Source organism: Bradyrhizobium niftali, from assembly GCF_004571025.1.
In the GTDB taxonomy this organism is placed as follows: domain Bacteria; phylum Pseudomonadota; class Alphaproteobacteria; order Rhizobiales; family Xanthobacteraceae; genus Bradyrhizobium; species Bradyrhizobium niftali.
The window spans coordinates 21,084-42,655 of the sequence record NZ_SPQT01000044.1; the positions used below are offsets into that span (position 1 = coordinate 21,084).

16 protein-coding genes and 1 tRNA gene are annotated in these 21,572 nt (G+C 58.1%); 9 read left to right on the plus strand and 8 right to left on the minus strand.

Annotation, left to right across the window (positions count from 1 at the left end; all coding sequences use genetic code 11):
- The first annotated feature begins 575 nt into the window (after positions 1 to 575).
- Positions 576 to 791: a hypothetical protein gene (locus E4K65_RS42565; protein WP_135179187.1), complete on the plus strand. Its 216-nt coding sequence runs from the start codon at positions 576 to 578 to the stop codon at positions 789 to 791.
- Positions 792 to 1,408: 617 nt separating this feature from the next.
- Here E4K65_RS42565 and E4K65_RS42570 read toward each other — a convergent pair.
- The 3 genes from E4K65_RS42570 to E4K65_RS42585 all read right to left on the minus strand — a co-directional run bounded on the left by E4K65_RS42570 (position 1,409) and on the right by E4K65_RS42585 (position 3,730).
- Positions 1,409 to 2,317, minus strand: coding sequence for a restriction endonuclease (locus E4K65_RS42570; RefSeq protein ID WP_135179188.1), 909 nt, complete (start codon positions 2,315 to 2,317; stop codon positions 1,409 to 1,411).
- Between the two features lie 52 nt (positions 2,318 to 2,369).
- Positions 2,370 to 3,472, minus strand: a protein-coding gene (locus E4K65_RS42575; protein ID WP_135179189.1) for an IS3 family transposase whose coding sequence is annotated in 2 segments (ribosomal slippage) — positions 2,370 to 3,211 and positions 3,211 to 3,472 — 1,104 coding nt in all. Because the reading frame shifts where the segments join, the coding sequence is not laid out codon by codon here.
- A gap of 75 nt (positions 3,473 to 3,547) precedes the next feature.
- A complete protein-coding gene (locus E4K65_RS42585) occupies positions 3,548 to 3,730 on the minus strand; it encodes a hypothetical protein (protein ID WP_135179191.1) in 183 nt (60 codons plus the stop codon).
- Here E4K65_RS42585 and E4K65_RS42590 point away from each other — a divergent pair.
- On the plus strand, positions 3,722 to 4,144 hold the full coding sequence (locus tag E4K65_RS42590) for a hypothetical protein (protein ID WP_135179192.1): 423 nt from the start codon (positions 3,722 to 3,724) through the stop codon (positions 4,142 to 4,144). The genes E4K65_RS42585 and E4K65_RS42590 overlap by 9 nt on opposite strands.
- Before the next feature lie 485 nt (positions 4,145 to 4,629).
- Positions 4,630 to 4,785, plus strand: a complete 156-nt coding sequence (locus E4K65_RS42595; RefSeq protein WP_235885978.1) for a hypothetical protein — start codon at positions 4,630 to 4,632, stop codon at positions 4,783 to 4,785.
- Positions 4,786 to 4,798: 13 nt separating this feature from the next.
- Here the strand turns inward: E4K65_RS42595 and E4K65_RS42600 are convergent, their stop codons facing one another.
- Positions 4,799 to 5,617, minus strand: a complete 819-nt coding sequence (locus tag E4K65_RS42600; RefSeq protein WP_135179193.1) for a bestrophin-like domain — start codon at positions 5,615 to 5,617, stop codon at positions 4,799 to 4,801.
- A gap of 682 nt (positions 5,618 to 6,299) precedes the next feature.
- Between E4K65_RS42600 and E4K65_RS42605 the strand changes: the two genes are divergently transcribed.
- The 4 genes from E4K65_RS42605 (at position 6,300) to E4K65_RS42620 (ending at position 16,088) form a co-directional block, all read left to right on the plus strand.
- Positions 6,300 to 6,373: transfer RNA gene (locus E4K65_RS42605), tRNA-Lys, on the plus strand.
- A 458-nt stretch (positions 6,374 to 6,831) separates the two neighbouring features.
- Complete coding sequence (locus E4K65_RS42610) at positions 6,832 to 9,762, plus strand: GNAT family N-acetyltransferase (protein ID WP_167771603.1); 2,931 nt, start codon at positions 6,832 to 6,834, stop codon at positions 9,760 to 9,762.
- 321 nt (positions 9,763 to 10,083) lie between these two features.
- Positions 10,084 to 13,518: a GNAT family N-acetyltransferase gene (locus E4K65_RS42615; protein ID WP_167771604.1), complete on the plus strand. Its 3,435-nt coding sequence runs from the start codon at positions 10,084 to 10,086 to the stop codon at positions 13,516 to 13,518.
- A 26-nt stretch (positions 13,519 to 13,544) separates the two neighbouring features.
- Positions 13,545 to 16,088: a polysaccharide deacetylase family protein gene (locus E4K65_RS42620; RefSeq protein ID WP_135179196.1), complete on the plus strand. Its 2,544-nt coding sequence runs from the start codon at positions 13,545 to 13,547 to the stop codon at positions 16,086 to 16,088.
- A gap of 391 nt (positions 16,089 to 16,479) precedes the next feature.
- Here E4K65_RS42620 and E4K65_RS42625 read toward each other — a convergent pair whose 3' ends face one another.
- Positions 16,480 to 16,728 (minus strand): hypothetical protein, encoded by a 249-nt coding sequence (locus tag E4K65_RS42625; protein WP_135179197.1) that lies wholly within the window; start codon positions 16,726 to 16,728, stop codon positions 16,480 to 16,482.
- 1,006 nt (positions 16,729 to 17,734) lie between these two features.
- On the opposite strand from E4K65_RS42625, the gene E4K65_RS42635 reads away from it, so the two are divergent.
- Both E4K65_RS42635 and E4K65_RS42640 read left to right on the plus strand, forming a co-directional pair.
- On the plus strand, positions 17,735 to 18,211 hold the full coding sequence (locus E4K65_RS42635; protein WP_135179198.1) for an Lrp/AsnC family transcriptional regulator: 477 nt from the start codon (positions 17,735 to 17,737) through the stop codon (positions 18,209 to 18,211).
- Positions 18,212 to 18,630: 419 nt separating this feature from the next.
- The gene (locus tag E4K65_RS42640; RefSeq protein WP_135179199.1) at positions 18,631 to 18,810 is read left to right on the plus strand and encodes a hypothetical protein; all 180 of its coding nucleotides are present in this window, start codon (positions 18,631 to 18,633) and stop codon (positions 18,808 to 18,810) included.
- Between the two features lie 91 nt (positions 18,811 to 18,901).
- Here the strand turns inward: E4K65_RS42640 and E4K65_RS42645 are convergent, their stop codons facing one another.
- The 3 genes from E4K65_RS42645 to E4K65_RS50110 all read right to left on the minus strand — a co-directional run bounded on the left by E4K65_RS42645 (position 18,902) and on the right by E4K65_RS50110 (position 21,433).
- The gene (locus tag E4K65_RS42645; protein ID WP_135179200.1) at positions 18,902 to 19,522 is read right to left on the minus strand and encodes a LabA-like NYN domain-containing protein; all 621 of its coding nucleotides are present in this window, start codon (positions 19,520 to 19,522) and stop codon (positions 18,902 to 18,904) included.
- A gap of 952 nt (positions 19,523 to 20,474) precedes the next feature.
- Positions 20,475 to 20,942 carry a chorismate-binding protein gene (locus E4K65_RS49640; RefSeq protein WP_283813930.1) on the minus strand — a complete coding sequence of 156 codons (468 nt, stop codon included), beginning with the start codon at positions 20,940 to 20,942 and terminating at the stop codon, positions 20,475 to 20,477.
- 59 nt (positions 20,943 to 21,001) lie between these two features.
- Positions 21,002 to 21,433 carry a chorismate-binding protein gene (locus E4K65_RS50110; protein WP_430649054.1) on the minus strand — a complete coding sequence of 144 codons (432 nt, stop codon included), beginning with the start codon at positions 21,431 to 21,433 and terminating at the stop codon, positions 21,002 to 21,004.
- Positions 21,434 to 21,572: the final 139 nt, after the last annotated feature.

Consider the following 21,572-nt stretch of genomic DNA (forward strand, 5'->3'; position numbering starts at 1 on the left):
TGGCAACCGATACCGGAAGCGAAGAACCGCAAGCACCGGGATGGAGCAAGTGCTTGACCATTCGCATGAGCACCCTAAGCCGGCACCCCGATTACCCTGGAGAAGATTAAGTGACCAAAAAGACGAAAAGCAAACGCAAAGAGTACACCAAGGACGACGTCAAGCTCCTCAAAGCACATTCCAAGGCCCGCACCCGCGTGGCCAAGTTCTCGAAGTTGATGAAGCGATCCGAAGGCTCGTTGAGACAGAAGGCTCGGAGCCTTGGAGTTGGACTAGGCCATCAGCGTTAAACGAAAAGGCCCCGGCGTGTTCACTCGCCGAGAATCTTCTACGCATTCCGCCACTTCCCGCTTACGCCAGTCGGCTCGCGCGCAAGGTGTTGGCAAGCGAACACGTATTTTCTAGAGCGGGTGCTCGACCATCATCGGCGCCTCGCGAGCTCGGTACCATCCGGGGCATCTACAGAAAACCCAGCCTCACAGCGTTGAGGCCGCTGCCACGATTTCGCCTCGGGGCGATCGGCTAATTCATCAGTGTCGTGAAGCGATTCGCGTGAGGCATTTGGGATGCCCGACTTGACGCTCTGGAACAAGCTAACTCGCAGGGAGCAGAGAATTGTCATTAAACTGTTCGGCGGAGGTTCCACGCAGGGCGACAGTCTGATCGAGACGGCCAACCTCATGCAGCTGGGCCTCGTCACTGAGAACGGTTTAACCTCGGCCGGCCTTGAGGTCTTCGTCGCTGCTTTCAAAGCGCAACGTGACGCGCGTCAGCGAGAGTCGCTGGCGTAAATCGCGCGGCGCTAGCAGAACGGCAAGTGCGTATCTTGCAGCGAACCAGCAGGATTGCTTCGTTCTATCGGATATGGCGCGGGAAAGCGGCGAGATGTCGGGCGGCCACGATCGGCACAAGCTGCGTCATCCTACGGATCTCATCGATAGAGGAAGTCGTCGGCGCAGGCGCCCCGAACTTGCGATGCGTTCGCGGATCTCATCAGCGCTCTCGATCTCACACCGCCCCACCGTCTAATTCAGGTTAGCGCAGTTACTCTGGCCGCTTAGCTTCGGCGATCGATGAAAGGCATAGGTCAGTCCCCGCGTTTGCGGTGACAGAGGACATCGGGGTCGGCCCAGCTCTCGGCCCCGCCTTAGCCACCGCTGAATAATAATGAGTTCGGGCGCCCCATGCCGCGCCGGACGTGGCGAACTTCAAGAATTTATCTTTTCTCTGCTCCGCGCAAATAGCCCTGCGACCGCTTTATCGGTCGCAGGGCCGCCGAAAGCCGCCAGATCCCCTGCGAATAGCTTCGAGAGATACGAGCTCTAGCGCCAGAATCCTGAGGGTCCGTCATTTCTTACTTGGCCAGTGGCTGGAGCTAGCAGCCGTTAGCTGACGACTTAGCTAGAATCTAGCTGAGGCGCCGTTCCGGCAGATCGCCGATCTTCACTCCATGGTTCAACCCGCACGTTGAAACGACGTAGCCCACCACGCCGTCCTTCGATTTGACGAATGCCACCGTGGATTGCCCACCGGAGAACGTGATTTGTCCGGACGCGATTTCCAGCGCTGCGTTTTCACCCAGGTAGTGATGGAGGGTGATCGGGCGTTCCGTGACTTCAATCTCCAGTACATAAGTGAATATGATATCCTTCACTTGGAAGCGCTGGCTCAGATTGTCGACAACGAAGAATCCATCCATCAGAACAATGACTTGACCGTTGAAGGTCTGGCGTTTGGTCGAGTTACGGACCTCGGGGGGCAGTTTGTCGATGATGTGGGATTGAATACCCTCGCCGGTGTAGGGCAAGCCGTCAGGCGTATAGACCGTGGATGGATTCGTGACCTTTCGCTCATCTTCCACCACGCGAACGCGGGCGTCGACCGCGGTGAAGTTGTAGAATTGGCCGATGATGGTGACAGTACCAATCCATTCAAAGGATTCCGCCTCGGCCAAATCCATGCACGTCAGGTTCAGCGCTTTAGCCTTGGTGCGAGCCGTTCTTGTAAAGCCGTTCGCAGCAACTACGATTCCGTGATGGATCCCGGTCTTTTCGCACTTCTTAGCGAAGGCCTCGATCTGAGGAACTCCCACCTTTCGCCCTTGGTCCCTGCACTCAATGGCGGTCAGGTTCGCCCCGTGATGGGTATGACGGATAATCACCACGTCATGTTCGCGAAGCCGCCCGGTGTCCTTGTCGGGCAACCGTAAGGAGGAAGCCACGGTCACTCCGTCTTGGTGCGCGAACATCCGCTCCAAGCCAGCGACTAGATTATGGAAGCGCTGCCCGGTTCGTTCAAGAGAGACGGTTTCTTTCACGTGCAGCGAGACCGAACTTTGGACCACCCAGAACTAGAGTTTTGCGCTTCTTTCACGGTGGCGGGCTGGTGGCGCCATCGCGGTTGTGCAGTAAAATCGGCGGCCTGTTGCCGACTGCCCCATGCGGGCGTTCTTCATTGTAGTATCTGCGCCAAGTCTCTACCTTTTCCTGGGCGTCCGCAAGGCTGAGGAACCAGTGGGCGTTGAGGCATTCGGCCCGGAAGCGACCGTTGAAAGCTTCGATGAAGGCATTGTCGGCAGGCTTGCCGGGCCGCGAGAAGTCCAGCGTGACGCCGCGCTGGTAGGCCCACAGGTCAAGATCGCGCGACACGAACTCGCTGCCCTGATCGACGCGGATCGTCGCCGGGAAGCCCACTTCCTTACAGGCCGTTTCCAGGATCGCCACGACGTCGCTGCCGCGGAAGGTGAACCGAGGCTGCAGCGCCGGTGAGAAGCGGGAGAAGATATCGACGATCGTGAGCACGCGCAGCTTGTGTCCCGTCGCCAACTGATCGTGAACAAAATCCATCGCCCAGGTCTCGTTCGACCGAGTCGCCGGCCGGCGATCATCGCGCAGCTTGGCCTTGCCCCGGCGCTTCGGCGTTTTGTTGCGCAGTTGCAAGCCCAACTCGCGATAGACGCGCCGCGTCTGGTTCTGGCCGTGGTGCCAGCCCTCGCGGCGGAGCAGAACGTGGACACGGCGATAGCCGTAGCGAACGCGTGCATGACAGATCTTCTTGATCCGATGTTCGAGGGCAGCCTGGCCGGAGCGCCGCGATTTGTAATGGTAGGTCGACCGGTCGAACTCGAGGGCTTCGCAAGCCTTGCGGATCGAGACTTGCCACTCACCGCGAACCTCGTCGACCAGCTTGCGCTTCCGACCAGGCTTCATAGCTTTCGGCGGATCACGTCCTGCAGCATCTCCTTGTCGAGCGACAGATCGGCCACCAGCTTCTTCAGCTTGGCATTCTCGTCCTCGAGCTGCTTCAACCGCCGCATCTCGGTCGGCAGCAGACCGTCATACTTGCTCTTCCAGTTGAAATAGGTCGCCTGGCTGATTCCGGCCTTGCGGCAGATCTCCGCGACCGGCAAGCCGTCGGCACCCTGCTTGAGAATGAACGCCTTCTGGGCGTCCGAAAACTTCGAGGCCTTCATCGTTCTTCGCTCCTCCCAGCCGGGAATCGGTGCGAAAAACTCTAGCCAAAAATGGTCCAGTTTGCCGGCCTCAGATCAGGCCCGTCGCCGCTCGAAAAGCGCCCTCACCGCACGCTCTGCGGCACGGGCAGAGCCAAAATGACCGCCGTCAAGGCTGTCAAAGGCACGTTCGGATGAGAAGAAGCGAACACCGCGCTCCTCGCTGACAACGATGCCCGCGGTTCGATCCGATACTTCGATGACATAGGCTTGGAACATAAGCACTCAATCGCCGGCATCCGGCGCTCCTGTCTGGTTGTTGATTGGCTGGGATTTGTCGATCCGAATCAACAACAGACGCCGGTCGCCGCCGAGACGCAGCGATGCAACATGCGGTTCCGCATGTTGCTCATCACGCCTCGATCGTTCGTTCTCATCACGGTGACCCTGAGCGGCACAACTTGCTTCAATATCCGGCAGAACGGCGCGATAGTCAATGAAATGGGTATCCAAAGGTGGAGCGTCGGCCGCTACAGTCTTTCGCAATGGAGCGGAAGCGAGCAAAGTTCTTACGACATCGATCACAAGCGGCCAGGAGGCAATGACTACTCGACCAACAGAAGTGCAAGACTTGACACCGATCAAGACTTACATTGGGAGTCGCAAAGCACGACAGAGCCGAGGCGCTCGTAGCATCGGTGGAAGCCCGCGATACCGGCCGGATCGGCATGTTTTGGGCCTGTCGACGGTCCAACGGAAAGTGCGATGGCTGGAAGCGCGCGTCACTGAGATCGATGCGGCTGCGCACATCACCGCCACAAACACGCGCGATAGGATCATTTAGAGTTTCTGTCGAGCCTTTGGAACTTCTCAGGAAGACCGCGAGCATCGATACCGCCAACAACACAGCCAATTGGAGAGCGCCGACTACGGCTGTCTTGGTGCTGATTCCAGATGAATATCCTGCCACATCAACATTGCGAGTGGAGTTTTGGATGGCGGACTCAAGAACATACTCAAGACGAGATCATCCAACCCTGCGAGGAAAGCGAAAAGGAAGGCGCTGGACAGCGCGGAAAACGAGAAGTGGCAGCGTAACTGTCAAGAAGGCCGTCATCGGCGCGGCCCCTTCGAGATCGTCTGGAAATCATGGACCGTAGATGTCAGTTGGCAGTGGCATGACCAAGCGCCCCCTCCAGGCCCACGGCCCGCGAAAACGCGCGGGACCGGCGACCGAGATCGACGCGCAGAGCTATTCGGCGTTCGTTGGCGATCTCAAGACGAAGATCGCCGAGGCGAGCATCGTGCTGGTCTATCAGCGAATCACGAAGTGAACTGCCAGCGGCGTCAACGCCGGGAATGGTTTTGCATTAAACGCAAGAAGCCGATGCATCCTGCTGCGGTTTTGGCGACATCTGCCAGAGGTCCCGCTTCTACTCGGATATCACCGGAAAAAGGCCGCTCTTGCAGACCAATGAGTCCCAGCGCCATCACAACGGCGATTGAGAACACGCTTAGCGCCGCAATTTGCGGACCGGTCTTCTTCAGGTGCACCAATCCGATCGATATCTGTGTCACCACGCCAAGGATCAGGACGAGAATCCATTTGGCATCGATCGTGCGGTCCGAGGCTAACGCGAGTCGTTCGGAGCGCGCGCTGCCCGCTCCGACTGCGGCATTTAGCAAGGCCGTCTGTACCGGAGCACCCGCTGCTTGACCGATCCGAGGATCGCTCACTTCTCGCAGCAAAGCGTCATAGACGGACTCAACCGAATGGGCCTTCTGGTCCCGCGCCATCGCCGGCCACTCGTCATCCACGAGAGCGGCGACGTATTTCGCGAGCACTGAGCGAAGGCTGCCCATGTCCGAGACGGATGCCTTACTAACAGCATAGATGTTGCGCAGTTCCGCCGCCTCTGACTGCACCGCACGGACCGCTTGACGGTTGCGATCGGTTATATCATTGGCCAAAAAACCGGTCAGGAAAGCAAACAACACTCCGACCGTGCCGAAAAACGGAGCGACCACGCCATCTACGCGGCGCACCAGCGCAACCGTTGCAGGGCTGAAACTCGCGATCACAATGACAGCGCCAGTCGTTGCGTAAAGGGCGATGAGGACCGCGAACAATTCAAATGCTGGAAAGTCCAACCAGGCTCTGATCATTGGGTTAGACGATCCTGAATTGCAAGGGGGCGACTTCGACACAAACATATGAGCAGCGAGCCGCCCAATAATATTTTGCTAGTGAAAGCACAACCAAGGGGCCACAACAGAATGGTTCAGGGATGGTTCGTTCGCTTAAGGATCATTGTTCTCTCAGAATTTTTCCATGGCTTTTGCATGGGCAAACTCTGGGCACCGCCAGATCACCTCGCTAAGACACCTAACTAGTAGTGCATGATTTCAGCGATTCTTGATGCCATTGCGCAGGATTTCAACGGACAGACGCGACACGTGGTCGCTATGAAAACCGTGGCCGGGCTCAGCACAAACGCTAGGATTAGTCAGACTAAACTCGCGAATCGGAATGGAGCGGTCGCGCTGTGGACCGCATCATACATCTCAGCCGAACCAAACGATCATAAGCATCGTCGCTTTCGCTTGGGGGCCAGCTTCCTTCTTTTCAAGAAAGAAGAGGAACGGACGGGAGCATTCAAGCAATTCGTTAGAAGCGGACAACCGCCGGGTGGATGAATCGCAAGATAAAATTTCATTCGCATGCCGAAGGCCGTGAGTAGCAGATGGAGACCTTCGTCGATCTTTCTTGCCGAGTTCACGTGATCGTCAGCGAAATGTTTTTCTAGCAGGGGTTGAATATCGTTCTCCGATCGAATACAGAAATCGCGGGCGGGTAGCTCGGTTGGTAGAGCAGCTGACGCTTAATCAGCAGGGTCATAGGTTCGAATCCTATCCCGCTCACCTCTCCGGAGGTTGGCATCGAAAGCACGGTTGTCGAACGCTTTCGGAAGACGCAAGTCGCAAGCGATAAATCGAGAGACTGCGCAAAGTCTTGCGCGGTTCTAAGCGAATCTCTCCGTACTCCTGATGAAATCAGTGATCTTTCGCAATCGTCGTCAACAAGACATCGTAGGCGTGCGCCTAAGATGTTTAGCTTTCAGTCGAGGCAATCGATGTCCCGCCAAACAGGACTGAGAATTCTGTCTCAGTGCCTCAACTGCGCACTTCACAATGTCGTTGCGACAAACCAAGCAGCGTTGCGTCTTGAAGGCGACATAATCAGCACTTACCTTCAGGTAGTCATATATATAGAATGCTACTTCCGGTAACACGCCGTAACGGCATGATTGGGGGCAAGGAAAATGAATCCGCCGAATCCCTTTCTAAGGCTCCAAGCAACAGGTCCAGCGGCGAACGCGGTGTCCCTCGACGAAGCGGAAGGCCCTGTCACTGTCCGGGATCTCGGCAAGCTTCTCACTGAGGCGGGGCTGACGTGGGACGCCTTCATCAATGCGGTATGGAATCTAGGTGTCGCAGATGCGGGCAATCTGCTGCGTTATCTCGATGCTGCAGTCTTCAAAGGAAGCGCGACACCTGAAGCACTGCGCTTCCATCTTCGCTTCCTCAGATCCGCACCTCCTGCCGACTATCCTGTTTGGGAGGATATCGTTCGCTCCATTCTCGACGATCGTCCGCTCTCCGACTCTTCCGAGCGCTTTCTGCAAAACGAAGGCATCGATCGCCTATGGCGTCAGATGCTCGCGACTGTGCGACAGGAGAAGATCACCGATCCTGACGGTAGGTCAGATCCGCGTCTGCTTGTTCAATCGCTTTTCAGGTTCCTGGAGCTAGGTGACGCGCTGATCGTAGACGACCCGAATATTCCTGTCGTACTCGATGCAGTGAACCGGTTCGGCAGTATGCGGCAATATTTCGGTCAACACGATGTCCCGCGCGCGGCGATCAGGCAGCTATCGACCGCCGGCTTTGATGCGAATTATCTTGTGTTCGGAAGTCAGGATGTGCTCTCCCGCAGCAATTACGATCAGCCTGACAGGCGAGCCGCATGGCGCAGTGAATTCGACGAGCTGATCACGACGATCGTCGGCACCGAGCAAGCGCCGCCCGAAATTGAACTTGGAATCGACCGGTTCAAGTTCCTGGGTGAGTTGGCAGACGACCGGGAGATGGTGAAGACCGAGAACAGCCTGCCTGCGGCACGGCGGCTGGCGGCTCGCTTGATTCCACTGCTGCGAGCGAGAAAACTAGTCTTGCAAAGGCTGCGGCTTCTGGTGCCGGCGAGCGTGCTCGACGAATATATTCACCGTATCGAGCGATACGCCGCTCCGTCCGACGCGGGCCAAGCCCGAATCCTCGGAAAGCTCATTGCCCGCCGAAGCACCAAAAGCGTCCCTGAGCTGTTCTTTGACGATACGCGGCTCGGGTCCTGGCTCTTCAAGCCCGACGGCATCGTTCATGGTGAGATCTGCCGGATCCTGTTGGATCCCGCGGTACCCTTGCTGGAGATCTGGCAGGAGCCCTACTCGGAGTTCATGGCGGCAATTCCTCTTTATCCAGGCTTCAATGCGAGCCGGCAGCGCTGCGTTCTGGTCGAGACCTATCACTTCGATGACCGGATCTCCGACCTGCTCGGACGCCAGGAAACGCTAAGCTTCATGCTCGACGCGTTGTTGTCCGACGCGTTCCTCGGCCAGGCCGAGAAACTGGTGGTCTTCGCCGCCCCCTGGGGCCGATCGGCCATCTTTGCCGACTACGTTGCTGAGCTCGCCAAGCAAAACGAAGCTATCCGCTATTTCGAAAGCTATGAGTTCGAGGCCGTCGATCCGGGCGCAAGCGCCCTGCAGAACTCGCTGACGGGGCAGTTCCACTATACAGAGTCGCTCGGTTACAACCGGCCGCTGAAAGGCGTCATCGATTTCGGCTTCAATCTGGTCGGCCACCAAACGATTGACAAGCTGGTGAGCGGTGGGCGCGGCGTCTTCGAGATCGACATCCAGGCCTTTCTGGGAGCGCGTCATCTGCTGAACTCCATTCCCGATAAAGAGAAGACAGCGATGGAGGGATCCGAGGCGGCCTTCTTCGACCGGCAGGGAGACCGGGAAGCCGAGCTCACGCGCCGATCCGGAGAAAAACTGAAGCAGGCTGAATTCTCGCTCAGGTCAATGCTTCCTGATGCGCATCTTGAGATTCATCGCGAGATCGATAGTGTGACGTGTGCCGAACTGCTGGTGCTACATCGGCAAGCTTTTCCGGAATATGCCTTCGTCGATGAGCAATACTACACCGAACGGATGCGCCAAAGAGATGCGACGCTGATTGTCGCTCGCAGTGGCGGCGCAATGGTGGGGATGGCGCTGACGTTCTGCAGCGGCTTACTGCCCAATGACGCCGTCTATATTGATGAGCTTGCGGTACGCGCAGACCAGCGGCAGAAGGGGCTTGGCTCTGCACTCGTGGAGCTGGCTGTGCGCACTGCGTCAGGTCGTGGAATTCGGGAAGCTTGCCTGCTGACCCGGTTCGATCCCGCGGGATCACCGCTTATGAGGTTCTACGAATGGCTGCACTTCCGGGCGGAAGCGGATTATCCGGACAGGGGCAGACTGTTCCGCCGCTCGATGTCATTGTTTGGGCCGGAGAATCGCGAAGCCATCGACGCAATCCTTGCGCGTCTCGAGGCACGGCTCAACGCCACCGTTCCGCAGCTGCGGATCGAATGCTTCACGGCCATTACGCCGGGCTTGATCGAGATGATGCAATCGCTGGAAACGGTGTTTCCCGAGGACATTCGCTACAGCTGGGATGAGTTCTCAGACCGGATGAGCTTCCGCGACGCCTACGTGCTGGTCGTCAAAAGCGGCGATGACCCGATCGGGTTTACGCTCTGCTACCATGATCCAATTCTTCCGGACCATGTCATGTTTGGCGATGTGCTGGCGGTCAAGCAGGAGTGGCAGCACAAGCGCATCGGCGTGGAATTGGTCAAGACGGTGCTGGAGATCCCGGCCCTTACGAACTACACCGATTTCCTCTTGTACTGCACTGAACGCACCAAGGACGGGAAGTCCCTTGTGCAGTACTACAGGTACTTCGGTGGCAGGGTCATCGATGTCGCAGACAAAGTGCGAATGCTGATTCCGCTGCGGGAAAATCGCGCAGGATCGAGGCGCTCACATCTACCATCGCTCGGGCGGACCAACGGTTGCGGGCCCGAGGCATGCTTGTTGCGGCTCGATGTGAAGAGAGCGCGGCCGCTACGATCGCGCTACCCGCTGAGCAATTTGCGGGCGAGCCGCAGTGTGACTGCACTTGGGAGCTGCCGTCGATCGTGATGCCCGGTCGGGCTAGGTTTCTCGCGGCATGCGAGGACGCCGTTTAAGCGAAGGCGCACGCAGAGTTTTGATTGTAAAAAGGGAAGTGTTATGGGGGCCGCTTTGCTCACGGACGACATCGTCGGAGCTCCACATTGGTCTCAGTCGCTCGCCGCGCCCGGTCCGGCTCCGGGCGCATCAATGGGCTGGACCTCAGCTGGGCCCGACCCGACCCCGCCTCATGCGTTCTCCTTGTCCGGCCCGTCCGCGCCTCGGCTCAATGGGCAGGTGTCGCCCGGTCAACAATTGTATAATGAGCAGTGGTCTAGCCAGACGCTGGGGGTGCAGAGCGCAGACGAGGCCATTCAGCCGATCGCAAATGGGTCGATCTGGGATGTCGTGACGCGTCTTTCACAGCTCGGCGCGCCGGTTGATCGACTCGTGACCTTCATACTTGGGCTTGCACCTCATTTCGTTGGCCCTTTCCTGCGCTACCTGCAGATGGCGGCTCTTGATGATGAAGAGTTCAGTCATGAACGGTTAGCCGTTCACTTGGATATCGCGCTCGCCATTCATCCGCGCCACTACGAACTGCTTCGCAGGTTCGTAAGCGAGGTGCGGCACCGCATGAAGCTCTCGCCGGAGGTCGCGCATTTTGTCGAAGATCTGGCTCTGGAAGGCCGCTTGCATGGTTTTCTGGTTAGTAAGTTCGGCTTAGTCCCGCTGGCCCAGGTCGAGCCGCGCAAGCAGCGGACTGCCTTTTTGCGCTCGACTCTGCGATTTCTGGAGAGCTTCGGGGCTCTTACAGCAGCGGATCCCAATCTCGCCCTCCTCTATCGCACCGTAAATCACTACGGAAGCATCCAGAACTATTACGCACAACACGATCGGCCGCGCCGTACCGTTCAGCGCCTCGCTGAGCTCGGTTTCGACGTCGATCACATCGTATTCAGCCGCGACGAACTGTTGTCGCTTGGCCCGGGCGAAGACGATCTTCGTAAGCCATGGGCCGCTTGGCTGCGTGATACCATCCAGCGCTTGCTGGGGAGCCGTGGCGAAGAGCCCGAGATCGACCTCGGGCTCGATCGCAAGAAATTCTTCGGCGTGATCAGGCAAGATTATCAGGCCCTGCTGAAGGATGAGGACGAAGCCTCTGGCTTGCGGCTGGTGAACCGGCTTCTGCCCGAACTTGAGAGGCGACAGGAGGCTCTGCTGCGCAATGGAGACTTGGTCGGCGAAACGTCCGTCAAGCAGATCATCCTCGAGCTTCAGGCGATCAAGAAGAAGATATCGGGCGATACTGAGCATCTTCCGACGCAGCGCTTGGTTGCCATTCGCAGCCCGAAGCTGGTTCCTGAACTGCTTTTCGACAATACCCGCTTGTCCTGCTGCCTGTTCAAGCCGAATGGTCTGTTTCACGGCGAGATCTGCCGACTGATCCTAGATCCGGCGACCCCCATCATCGAGTTCTGGCTGGAGCCTTACCCTGAGTTCCTGGGACTGGCGACGCTCTATCTCGGACTGAATGCGCGCGGCGAACGCACGATCCTGATGGATACGGTCGACTACAACGACCTGCTGCACGATCTGCGGGGCTACAACGGCACGATGCGGTTCATGCTGGATGCCATTGTTGCCGATGCCCATCTGGCGAAGGCGAAGCGGGTTGCGATCATCGCTGCACCGTGGGGAAAACCGCTGGGGTTCGCCAATTTCATCAAGCAGATGGCCTCACGTTCGGACGCCATCAATTATCGCGAGAGCTACTATTTCGAGGCTGCCGATCCGGCCGATGGAGCCCTCGAAGAGTCACTCGTGGCGCGACATCATTATACGGAGGCGTATGGTTACGACAGTCCGCTGGCCGGTGTGATCGACTACTGCTTTAGCATGGTGGGCTGGGGCACGGTCGAAAAGCTGTACACAGGTGGCCGCGGGGTCTACGAGATCGACGTCGAGCAATATCTGCTCGAGAACGAGACGCTGAAGAACAGGATCGGCAAATCTGGTGCGCCCGTTGTGCAGGCGCGGAAGAGCGAGATCTTCGCTCCACCCGCTCATCACGAAGACGAGCTGTCGTGGCGTCGCAACGATGCTATCGCCCGCGCTGAACAACGTATGTCGCGGCTGCTCGCCGATGTGCGGATCGAAAGGATTGCCGAGCCGTCAGATGCGATCATCCGCGAGCTCATTGAGGTCGAGAACAGCGCGTTCCCGGAAGAATTGAGGTACGGCCGCGAGCACTTCGCCGAACGACTGATCCTCAAGGACGCCGAGCTACTTCTGGTTCGGCAGCAGCAATCGCTCGCCGGTTTCGCCTTGTCCTATGTTGCTCCCGCAATCTCGTGGCAGGATGTATTCCTTGACGATCTGGCGCTTCGATCGGATTTGCGCTCAAAGGGCGTGGGGTCGGAGTTGGTGGCGCTACGCGCGGAGCTCAGCGCGATTGCCGGGTATCGCGGATTGTACGTCACGGCGACCATCTCGCCCGACCTGTCGCGCTTCTATGAGCGGCTGAGCTTTCAACTGGTCGGCATGGTCCAGGGCATTGGTCAGATCCTCTACCGGCCGCTCGGTCTGCTTAGCTCAGGCGACGTTGAGGTCCTTCCGACGATCCTGCGCGAGGCGGAGCGGCTTTTGCAGGCGCAGTTTAGCCGGCCAAGCGCGACCGTGCATTCGGCGCTGGATCAAGATCTTATGCAGATTGCATTGGGTTTGGAGACGGCGTTTCCCGAAGATCTGCGGTACGACCAGGACGCTTTCCGCGAACGGATGGCTTGCCCGGACGCTCACTTGCTGGTCTTGCGGGAGCAGAATGAGCCGATTGCGTGTTGCATGTGCTTCCGCGCCCCCGGCATTCCTCGACATGCGATCATGATCGACTCGGTGGCGGTCCGGCCCGAGCTACAGGGGCGAGGCATCGGCCGTGTCCTGCTAAAGACCCAGCTCGCCGTTCTTGCGCGGACCGGTTACACCGCGGCGATGCTGACCTGCCGTAAACGAAGCGTGAATGGCGTCGATCTGGTCGCGTTTTACCGCAGTCTCGGGGCAAAGGAGATCGGCCGCACCGGCAACAACGTTCAAATGTGCATCCCCCTGCGCGCCAACGGTCATGACACCACGAGTCAAGACGCCAAGGATCAAGGCACCAGGGGTCAAGACATCGATGCTGGTCTTGAAGACCAGGAAGAGCGGCCCTCCGGCGGTGATTTCGCGAGCCATCAGCTGAATAGTCACAAGATGAATGGCCACGAGACGAATGCTCATGGGATGAATGGTCACAGCTCAGCCATGGCAGGCTCGTTAGTCGCGAGCAGGCCGCAGGCGGACGTCATACACGGCAACGGGCACGCCAATGGTAGTGCCTACGCGGGCAGACCTGGAAATGGTGCCGCCGATGAGCAGCTCGGCGAGCTCACCCGTCTTCCATCGATCAATCGTGGCATCGTCGAGAAGCTCCGCAAGGCGGGTATTCACACCATTGACGACTTTTTACGGTCAGCAGGACCGCGAGAAGGACGCTCGGCCTTGGCGGAAGAAGTCGCCATTGATGCGGATGTTTTGCTTCAGGCAGCTCTGTTCGCCGATTTGACCCGGGCAGGTGTGGCGCCGCGCGATTTGGGCCGACTGCGGCGGGCGCGCGTGCAGACGCTGGATGAATTGCGTGACTGTCCGACGGAGAACTTGCGGCGCGCGCTGCCGCCGGAAGTTTCCGATGCTGATATTCAACGATTCCGTGAAGCTGCGATCGGCTTGGAAACGGCCGTCGAGCGCTGATCTGTAAACTCGAAAGCGGGGTTCATATGCCAGATACCATTGATTTCGGAGCTGGACCAGCGGTCGTCGTTTTTCAGCCGCCCGGGCGTATCGGCGGGATCATCCCCGAGGCACTGTCCCAGGAGGGTATCAGCTTTGTAGAGCGCCCAATCGATCAGGTCGGAGAGCTCAAGACGGACAACAGTCCACGCCTGGCTATCGTGATCGGCGCGCCGGCAAACCCGTCGGCGCGGGACAGCCTGCGCCAATGGGTGGAGAAAGGCGGATCGGTCATTCTGCTCTGGTGTGACCAGTGGCCGGCCAACGAGTTGCGCGACTGGTTCGGCATCGAGCGGCAGTCCGAAGACGTGGAAGGCGGCTATCTGTGGCCGGCCGAAGAATTGGCAATTCCGGGGCTTTCCTCCGAATGCCTGCAATTGATCGGCCGCCGCTTTCTGTATCGTCTACCAGCTGATGCGCAGTCGCGCGTACTCGCGCTTGGCTCAGCCCACCCTACAGCTGCCATTGCCTTTGATGCGACGCGCGACGGATTTGCTGACGATGAATGGTTCTGGGCAGGTCAGGAACTGTACCGCTATTCGCGGGGCCGCACGCTCATTGGACCGTTTGAGGTGCCGGGGATCGGACCAGTGACGCCAACGACCGCGGGCTCAGGCGATTTCACGGGCGACGGCTTTCGCGACAACCTGATTGTTTGCAGAGACTATAGTTACGCGATTCTGCGCAATGGAGCATGGGTGGACGGCGGAACATTGCAAAACCGGATTCGACACGTCTTGACCTGGAATCCAGGCGCGGGGATTTGGCCAATCCAGCTGTTCCTCGAGGACGGTTCGTTTTGCATCGAATCACTGGACGGAGGACGAACCTGGAGCAGCGCAAAGGTCTTTGCGCCTGATGGCAAGACGCCAATCCCGACAGATTTCGGCTATAGCTACGAATACCTCGACGATTCCGGCGTGGTGCACGTCGCGCTCAACCTCTTCAGCCAGGGGGCCTTCTTCACCAACTTCGGCGCCGGGTGGATCCTGCCACCTGTCTTGCCCAATATCGGCCCGAAATATCTTTACGCCAACGTGATCGCGCCCACGATCGGCTACGCGTCCGACGCCGCGCGAACGGGTTTGCGCGATCAGATTTCCTTGCTAGTCTATTCGAACGTCTATGCAAGGGATCCCGTTTCCGGAACGTTCAATTATCCGTTGCAGTTTCACAAGCTTTACAGCGCAGGACCAGCGGGGCGGCATCCGCTCGTTGTTAACCGCGGCCGCGCAACGGCCGTGCTCTACGATATCGAGCGCACTATCTATCAGTTGCAGCAGGGCCTGGATCACGATCCGAACGCGGCGATCATCATGGCCGGAGGGCTGACCACCTTCAATCCGGTGATCAACGTCTTTGACGATTGGGTCGACTATACGCAGCTGGACCTCCCCCAAGCCGATCTTCATGAGCGGTTGCTGAGAGTGATGGTCACCTCACTCTCGCCGGCGCCGATACCACGCCTGTGGTATTGGCCGAACGGCCTCCGGTCGGTCGCCAGCCTGAGTCACGATGTCGAAATCTCCGTACCCGACCAGAATACGCAAGTTGCGACGGAAACGATGAGGATCGGCGGGATGGCGAAAGAGGCCAAACGCCACGATACGTTCTTCGTCCTGATGACGGGCACAGACGTGAATACGATGTCGAGGAAGGATTTGGCCAAGTTGGAGGCCGAGGGTCACCAGGTGACGATCCACTTCGACACCTTCGGATCAACCGACTTCACGGCGGCCAATTTTCAGATGCAGTCGAACCTGCTCCGCGAGCGCGGCGTAAACCCCGTCTCGGGAAATCGTGATCACGGTCTGTCCTGGTTGAAGGACTATCTGGGTTACGCAATCATGAGCCAACCGGAAACGGTGTACGACTCGTCGTTCGGTGGTGGGCCTGGCTACTCTCATTGCGGTTCGGTTTTGCCCTATCGGCTATATTCCTTGGCGGGCCCCGCTTTCGAGTCCTTCGACGAAATCTCCCATGGTTTGATGGACATCGCCGACGGCGATTTCTATTTCTCCCAATTAGTGCCAAATCCAGAGACATCGATGGTGCTGCCGCTCGATGACCTGTTCGAGCGAGCCCAGCAAATGGTGCTGCGCAATCACAGCGCCTATTACGGCTTTTTCGACTGCTTGTTCCATCCCGTGGTTGTCGCTGGATTGACGCCACCCATTCCGGAGTTCTTTGACAGGGTGAAGAAGCTTGCACAATTTATGACTGATAAGAACATCCCGTCCCTGTCCATGAAAGATGTCGCTGTTTGGTGGCGGGCAAGGCGAAAGGTCCAAGTCCGTCTGCGGAGCTGGGACAGAAGAACCTTGCGTTTCTCCGCCGCCACGTCCGAGCCTTTGGACGGAGTGACGCTAGTGCTCCCGCAACGTGCGAATGGGATGGAGCTTCAGTCTGTCACCGATGGCAATGGTGGAGCGATAGCGATCAATCCCGCCGTCCTTGATGGCAACAATTACGGGATGGTGACACTACCTCGCCTCGACATGAACAAGGACCTGGCCGCAAACTACTCCTAACGTTGAACCACACACCGGTGCGAGTAGCCGGCGCAACTTATCCCCCTTACACATAGCCCATTTGAAGAGCGGTACGCGCGAGCGCGGGACTGTTCTGAATTGTGATCTCCGCATTTCCCAGGGTGGCAAAGCTTGCACGCATGAGCTGCGAATGAGCTTGACGTAGCAAAGTGCCGGGAAGCCTAAGACATTTACGCCCTCTTGGCCTGCCATTGATATCACCCGAACTGCGCGAAGAGCGGGACGAGATCATGCGTGTGTCGAAAGTCACGCTTCCGGATCTCGTCACCGATCATGACAGTGGTTTCAGGCAATAGTGGCTCTCATGCTCTCTTTATGTAGATCCTACGCGGAGGCTCGGTCCCTGCAACCTTCGTCAATTCGTCTCCGCCTATGCGTGTGATCTGGAGTACGCTGCGGGCATCTCGTGCTCCGTGATGCGACCACCGATGAAAGCGCTCTGTTGGCCGTCATCCAGCTCGGCCCAGAACCCATCCGTCGCCGCGAGCAGCGGCGTGTTGTCCAGCGCGATCGAGCAGAAGGCTGGCTCGACGAACTCTCGCGAGTGGAAGCTTCGCGTGAGGCGATGACGAGCGTTATCGTTCGCCGCATCGATCCAGCGCCACAGCCGAAGCGACATCCCTGAAACTGACGACACCCGGCTTAGAACTCCGGCGGGACCAACAAGCTCCGCGGAAAAATGAACGGAGCCCGCTCAACGAGGACCCTAACATTTAGGAGCGCGATGCGTGCGACAGTCAAAAGGGCCATCTGAGTCAGAGGCCAGAAGGGCCGGCGGCACCCTACTGGTTCACCTCAGGTTCGGCAAATAAGCTGCCGCGACATTCGTTCCGTGCTCTATAAGCGCCTACCGCGACTGTTCGCCGAGTTCGCCTGGCGCGCGGCAATGGTCGCCATCAACGCCTGTCGCACGATCTCGACCGCATCGAGCTTCTGCTCCTGGACCACCGCGGTCTTGAGCCGATCGACACTGGCGCCCCTTGCGCGCTAGTTCGGGATTAATGGTCTTCCATTCAAGCACAGCTGCCAGCACAACGCCGCAGCGAGCCGACTGCTTCAAATGAGCTCTAGATCTGGATCGTTGACATCGATTGCCCACCACGTTCCGTCCATGCATAGCAAGGGCGAAGACTCGAGACTTTTACATCCCTTGCCAGAACGCGCGTTGTTAAGCTCAACCTTCACGATTTCCGCTCCCACCCAATTCAGATTTCAGTGTCGGCAAGCCGCTCTCTATCCCATTGGCGAGGTTATGTTCTTTCGCTCCGCTTCTGCGTTTGTCCTCTGCGCGGCATTGATCCTCCCGGCAACGGGCATGTCAGTCTTTAACACTCGGCGGCCCCGCGCCCACCTTGCGCGCGGGCTGTCGCAGTCGATCTCGCAGACGTTCACTGTCATCGCCGTTAATCTGATGCCCCTTGCCCGCCAGGAGCGTGTTTTTCTTTGTGATGGTTTTGGCGAATCACGCGGTCGGAGTATCCCAAGAGGGCTTTCTTGATGTACGGAGTTGTCGCTGCTCTGAATGTTGGCAAAAGGTATTTCGTTGCATTTTCCTGTCATTCGGAGGATTTTCCGCATCGTACGGGCATTTGGCGCGAAATTCACCTCAGCCGGTGGAGCCGATTGTGCGATACGATCGAATAGACGCCCGCATCCTTGAAATCGTGCAAAAAAACAACCGTCTAACTTCCGAGGTGCTCGGCGAAATGGCCGGGCTTTCTGATACGGGGTGTCAACGACGACTGAAGAGGCTCCGCTCGGAGGGCATCATCGAAGCCGACGTCTCAATCGTCTCACCGAAGGCGGTTGGAAGACCTATTCAAATGCTTGTTCTGGTCACCTTGGAGCGGGAGCGTTCAGATATAATTGATAGGTTTAAGAAGGCCATCAAATCGTCAGCTGAAGTCGTCAATGGATTTTATGTGACTGGCGACGCTGACTTTGTCCTATACGTAACCGCGAATAGCATGGAAGACTATGAGCAGTTCACTCGGCTCTTCTTCTATGCGAACCCGGACATTAAGGGCTTCAAGACGTTGGTCATAGTGGACCGCGTAAAGGCGGGCTTTGCCATTCCAATTGAGGCGCCGTCCGAGGATTGACGCAACTGTTGGCCCTCGAACCTTCAAGAGTTCCGACTAGAAACTAAAAGCCCGGCGCCCATGGAGACAAGGACGGGACCGCTCCCCTGTCCCACGAGGGTGCAGCCTCGCGGCCGAGAACAGTGGCGCCCCTCGCGCAGACACACTGGCAAATTTGCGGCGGCAAATTTGCTGCCTTTGCTCATTGCTCCGACGGAGACGGCGTGTAACGAACGAACAATCTCAGTGCCCCCTCACGGCTACAGTTTGGAGCACTTCCCGAGCGACCTAGCAGCCACTCGATGTGAGTAGGACAGGCCTCCTTAAAGGGTTGCTATTCCGCGGCTGTCCTTTTAGATCAGCGCGAAGTGCTCGTCGCCGCGGACGATTTGCCCCTCGTTGACGCTGGCCAGGCTTCACTAAAGCAAACAAGGACAGACATGGCGACGGCGAAGAAGAGCGTTCGGCGCGAATATTCCAAGGACGACGTGAAGGCGCTGAAGGCGCACTCCAAGGCCAGGACGCCCATCGCCAAGATCTCGAAGCAGATGAAGCGGTCTATCCCTGCGCTGCGGGCCAAGGCGCACCAGCTTGGCATCGGGCTCGGCCACCAGCGCTGAGCCGCGGCGACGGGGACTGGCTGAAGATCAGCGTGAAGCGCTCGCTACCCACGCACTGGGGCGACTGCGTACGACGTCTTTTGAATACCGTTTAATCGCTCGAAACCGTGTCCCTGGAACCATTGTCGCGCAGCGGGACTTGCCGGGCATTGAAACGCGGCTCGCGATCGCGCGGCGTCGATCGTTCCAACGGATCGCGGCCAACCTTCGACTGCAGCTCCGCCAAATCGGTAAAGACGTCAGCCTGACGTCGCAACTCGTCCGCGATCATCGGCTGTTGACTTGAAAGGGTCGAGACCACGGTTACCCGCACGCCGCGGCGCTGCACCGCTTCCACCAGCGAGCGGAAGTCGCCGTCGCCGGAGAACAGCACCATCTGGTCGATGTGCTCGGCAAGCTCCATGGCATCGACCGCGAGTTCGATGTCCATGTTGCCCTTGACCTTGCGGCGGCCCGAGGCGTCGATGAACTCTTTCGTTGCCTTAGTGACCACGGTGTAGCCATTGTAGTCTAGCCAGTCGATCAGGGGACGGATCGAGGAATACTCCTGATCTTCGATCATGGCGGTGTAATAAAAGGCGCGCACCAGATTGCCGCGGCTCTGAAATTCCTTGAGCAGGCGCTTGTAGTCGATGTCGAAGCTGAGTGTCTTGGCGGTTGCATGGAGATTGGCGCCGTCGATGAATAGCGCGACCTTGTTCGGGGAGGACATTCGAGCACGGGCCTCAAAATTGGATCTAGGCAATGGACTGATTACGACGCAGCGGCCACTGCAGCCGACCCGAACCCGATTCGCCCGCCACGACAGCGCTCGATCAAAGCATTCAGCAACTCGCGGCGATCGGTTTCGGTCATCCTGCAGTCTGCCATGCAGCAATCATCAGAGACGCAAGAATAAGCAACAGAATAACGTAGAGCAGAAGTTGAGAGAACAAGTCACCATCACGTTCGAACATTATATCTCGCATCCGCGTTGCCCCTGTTCAGGCTGGACCGGCACGCTGACTTTGCCAGCGCATTGGGCGCCTTTGCTCCGACCAACACTGTACGAAACGAACGAACAGTCTCCTTTCTCACCCGGATGTGTCGTCTCGGCTTCACATTGGAGCGTTTCGTTCAACCAATTAATGCAACGAGTCGCAGATTCACGCCCAAATCCTGCATTTGGCTGGCTTCTCCAGTGTATTTCAGCACCTCCAGCCGAAGACGGTGACGGCGGCGGGGGCCATGCCTAGGTTCGCTGTGGGTATTGTGCCTACTCGCTAGGAAGCGCTCGCTACAATTCGAAGGCGTCGACCTCCTCGTCCGGAAACTTCTCGGCCTTCAGGTCCAACCTGTACCGCGCCTCTTCCAGCTCCCCGGTAATGAGGACGTAGTCTTCGAACCTGCTCGACAAGTTGATGTGCTTCTCGATCAGCTGCCGCAGCTCCTGTCTGAACTAATATTTTCTGACGGTCATTCGTCTCCTCCACGCCACCCAACGCCGGATCTGGTCCTTTTATCAGCGCTAAGCGCTCGCCGGCCACGCCCTGTTTTGCCTCAGCCACCAGCGGTGAGCCAGCGCGGGCCGCAATGCCTGCATTGCGGCTGACGAACTGCTCCTGAAGCTCTTTGATTTTCAAACACGGCATGCGTACGACGAGCTAAAGTAGCCGAGATTAAAATCAAACTGAGCTGGATGGCTCAGCTCGAAATGTCTCAAAGATTTGCTGCGCCTTGGCGAGTGTTTTCTCGTATTCGGCCTCTGGATCCGACATCGCCGTTATGCCGCTCCCCGCATGAAACACGGCCTGATCGCCGTCGATCGTAACCGTGCGAATCGCAATGTTCGTGTCCATCTGCCCGTTGAAGCCGACGAAGCCGATCGCCCCGCAATAGACCTCTCGCGCCACCCGCTCGATTTCCGTAATGATTTCCATCGACCGTACCTTTGGCGCCCCGCTAATGGAGCCGCCGGGAAAGCAAGCTCGAAGAAGAGTGACGGCGTCCTGGTCTCTTGCCAGTTCACCGGTAACGATCGACATGAGGTGGTGCACTGAGGCGTAAGATTCGAGATTGCACAGCGCTGTAACCTCCACCGAAGGCGGAGTGCAAACGCGTGACAGATCGTTCCGCAGGAGGTCGACGATCATCGTGTTCTCGGCACGGTCCTTTTCGGCGAAACGAGGATTTCAGCGCGGCGCTGGTCTTCCTAGGCATCAGCGGGGCGCGCTATTGTCCCTTTGATGGGGCGCGTTTCGACCTGTCGTCCGTCAAGCTTTAGGAACCGTTCCGGCGAGCTCGACGCAATGGGTAGCTTGCCGTAGCGCAATAGAGCCGCGAAGGGGCCGGGTTCATTGAGCGCAGCTGGCAGTAGAAGGTGAAAGGATCGAACAAGCTGGACAGCCTGGCGCTGAAGCGCTGTGCATGTGCTTGGAAGACGTCTCCAGCCAGGATCAAGTCGATGACGCGCTGTACCGCTCACGGCTAAAGTACGATCGCCATGCGGATGCTGTGCCAGGGGCACAAGCCGCGGCGACTTTGGACTCGCAAGCAGTGCTGCAAACTCGTCAGCTCGACGGCGTGCGCGCTCCGTCCTATCTGCGGCATCCTTCCCCGGCCATCCGTAGAAGCGATCCAGCATCTGTTTTCCCGTGTTCGTAGCTGAGTCCTACGGCACAAAGAAATGCAGCACAGATTGGGGCAAAGGCTGACCGGCAATAGCGGGTGGCAATTGCTCCAATGTCCTGTTCAGATCGTAAGCAAAGAATCCAGCCGCGCCT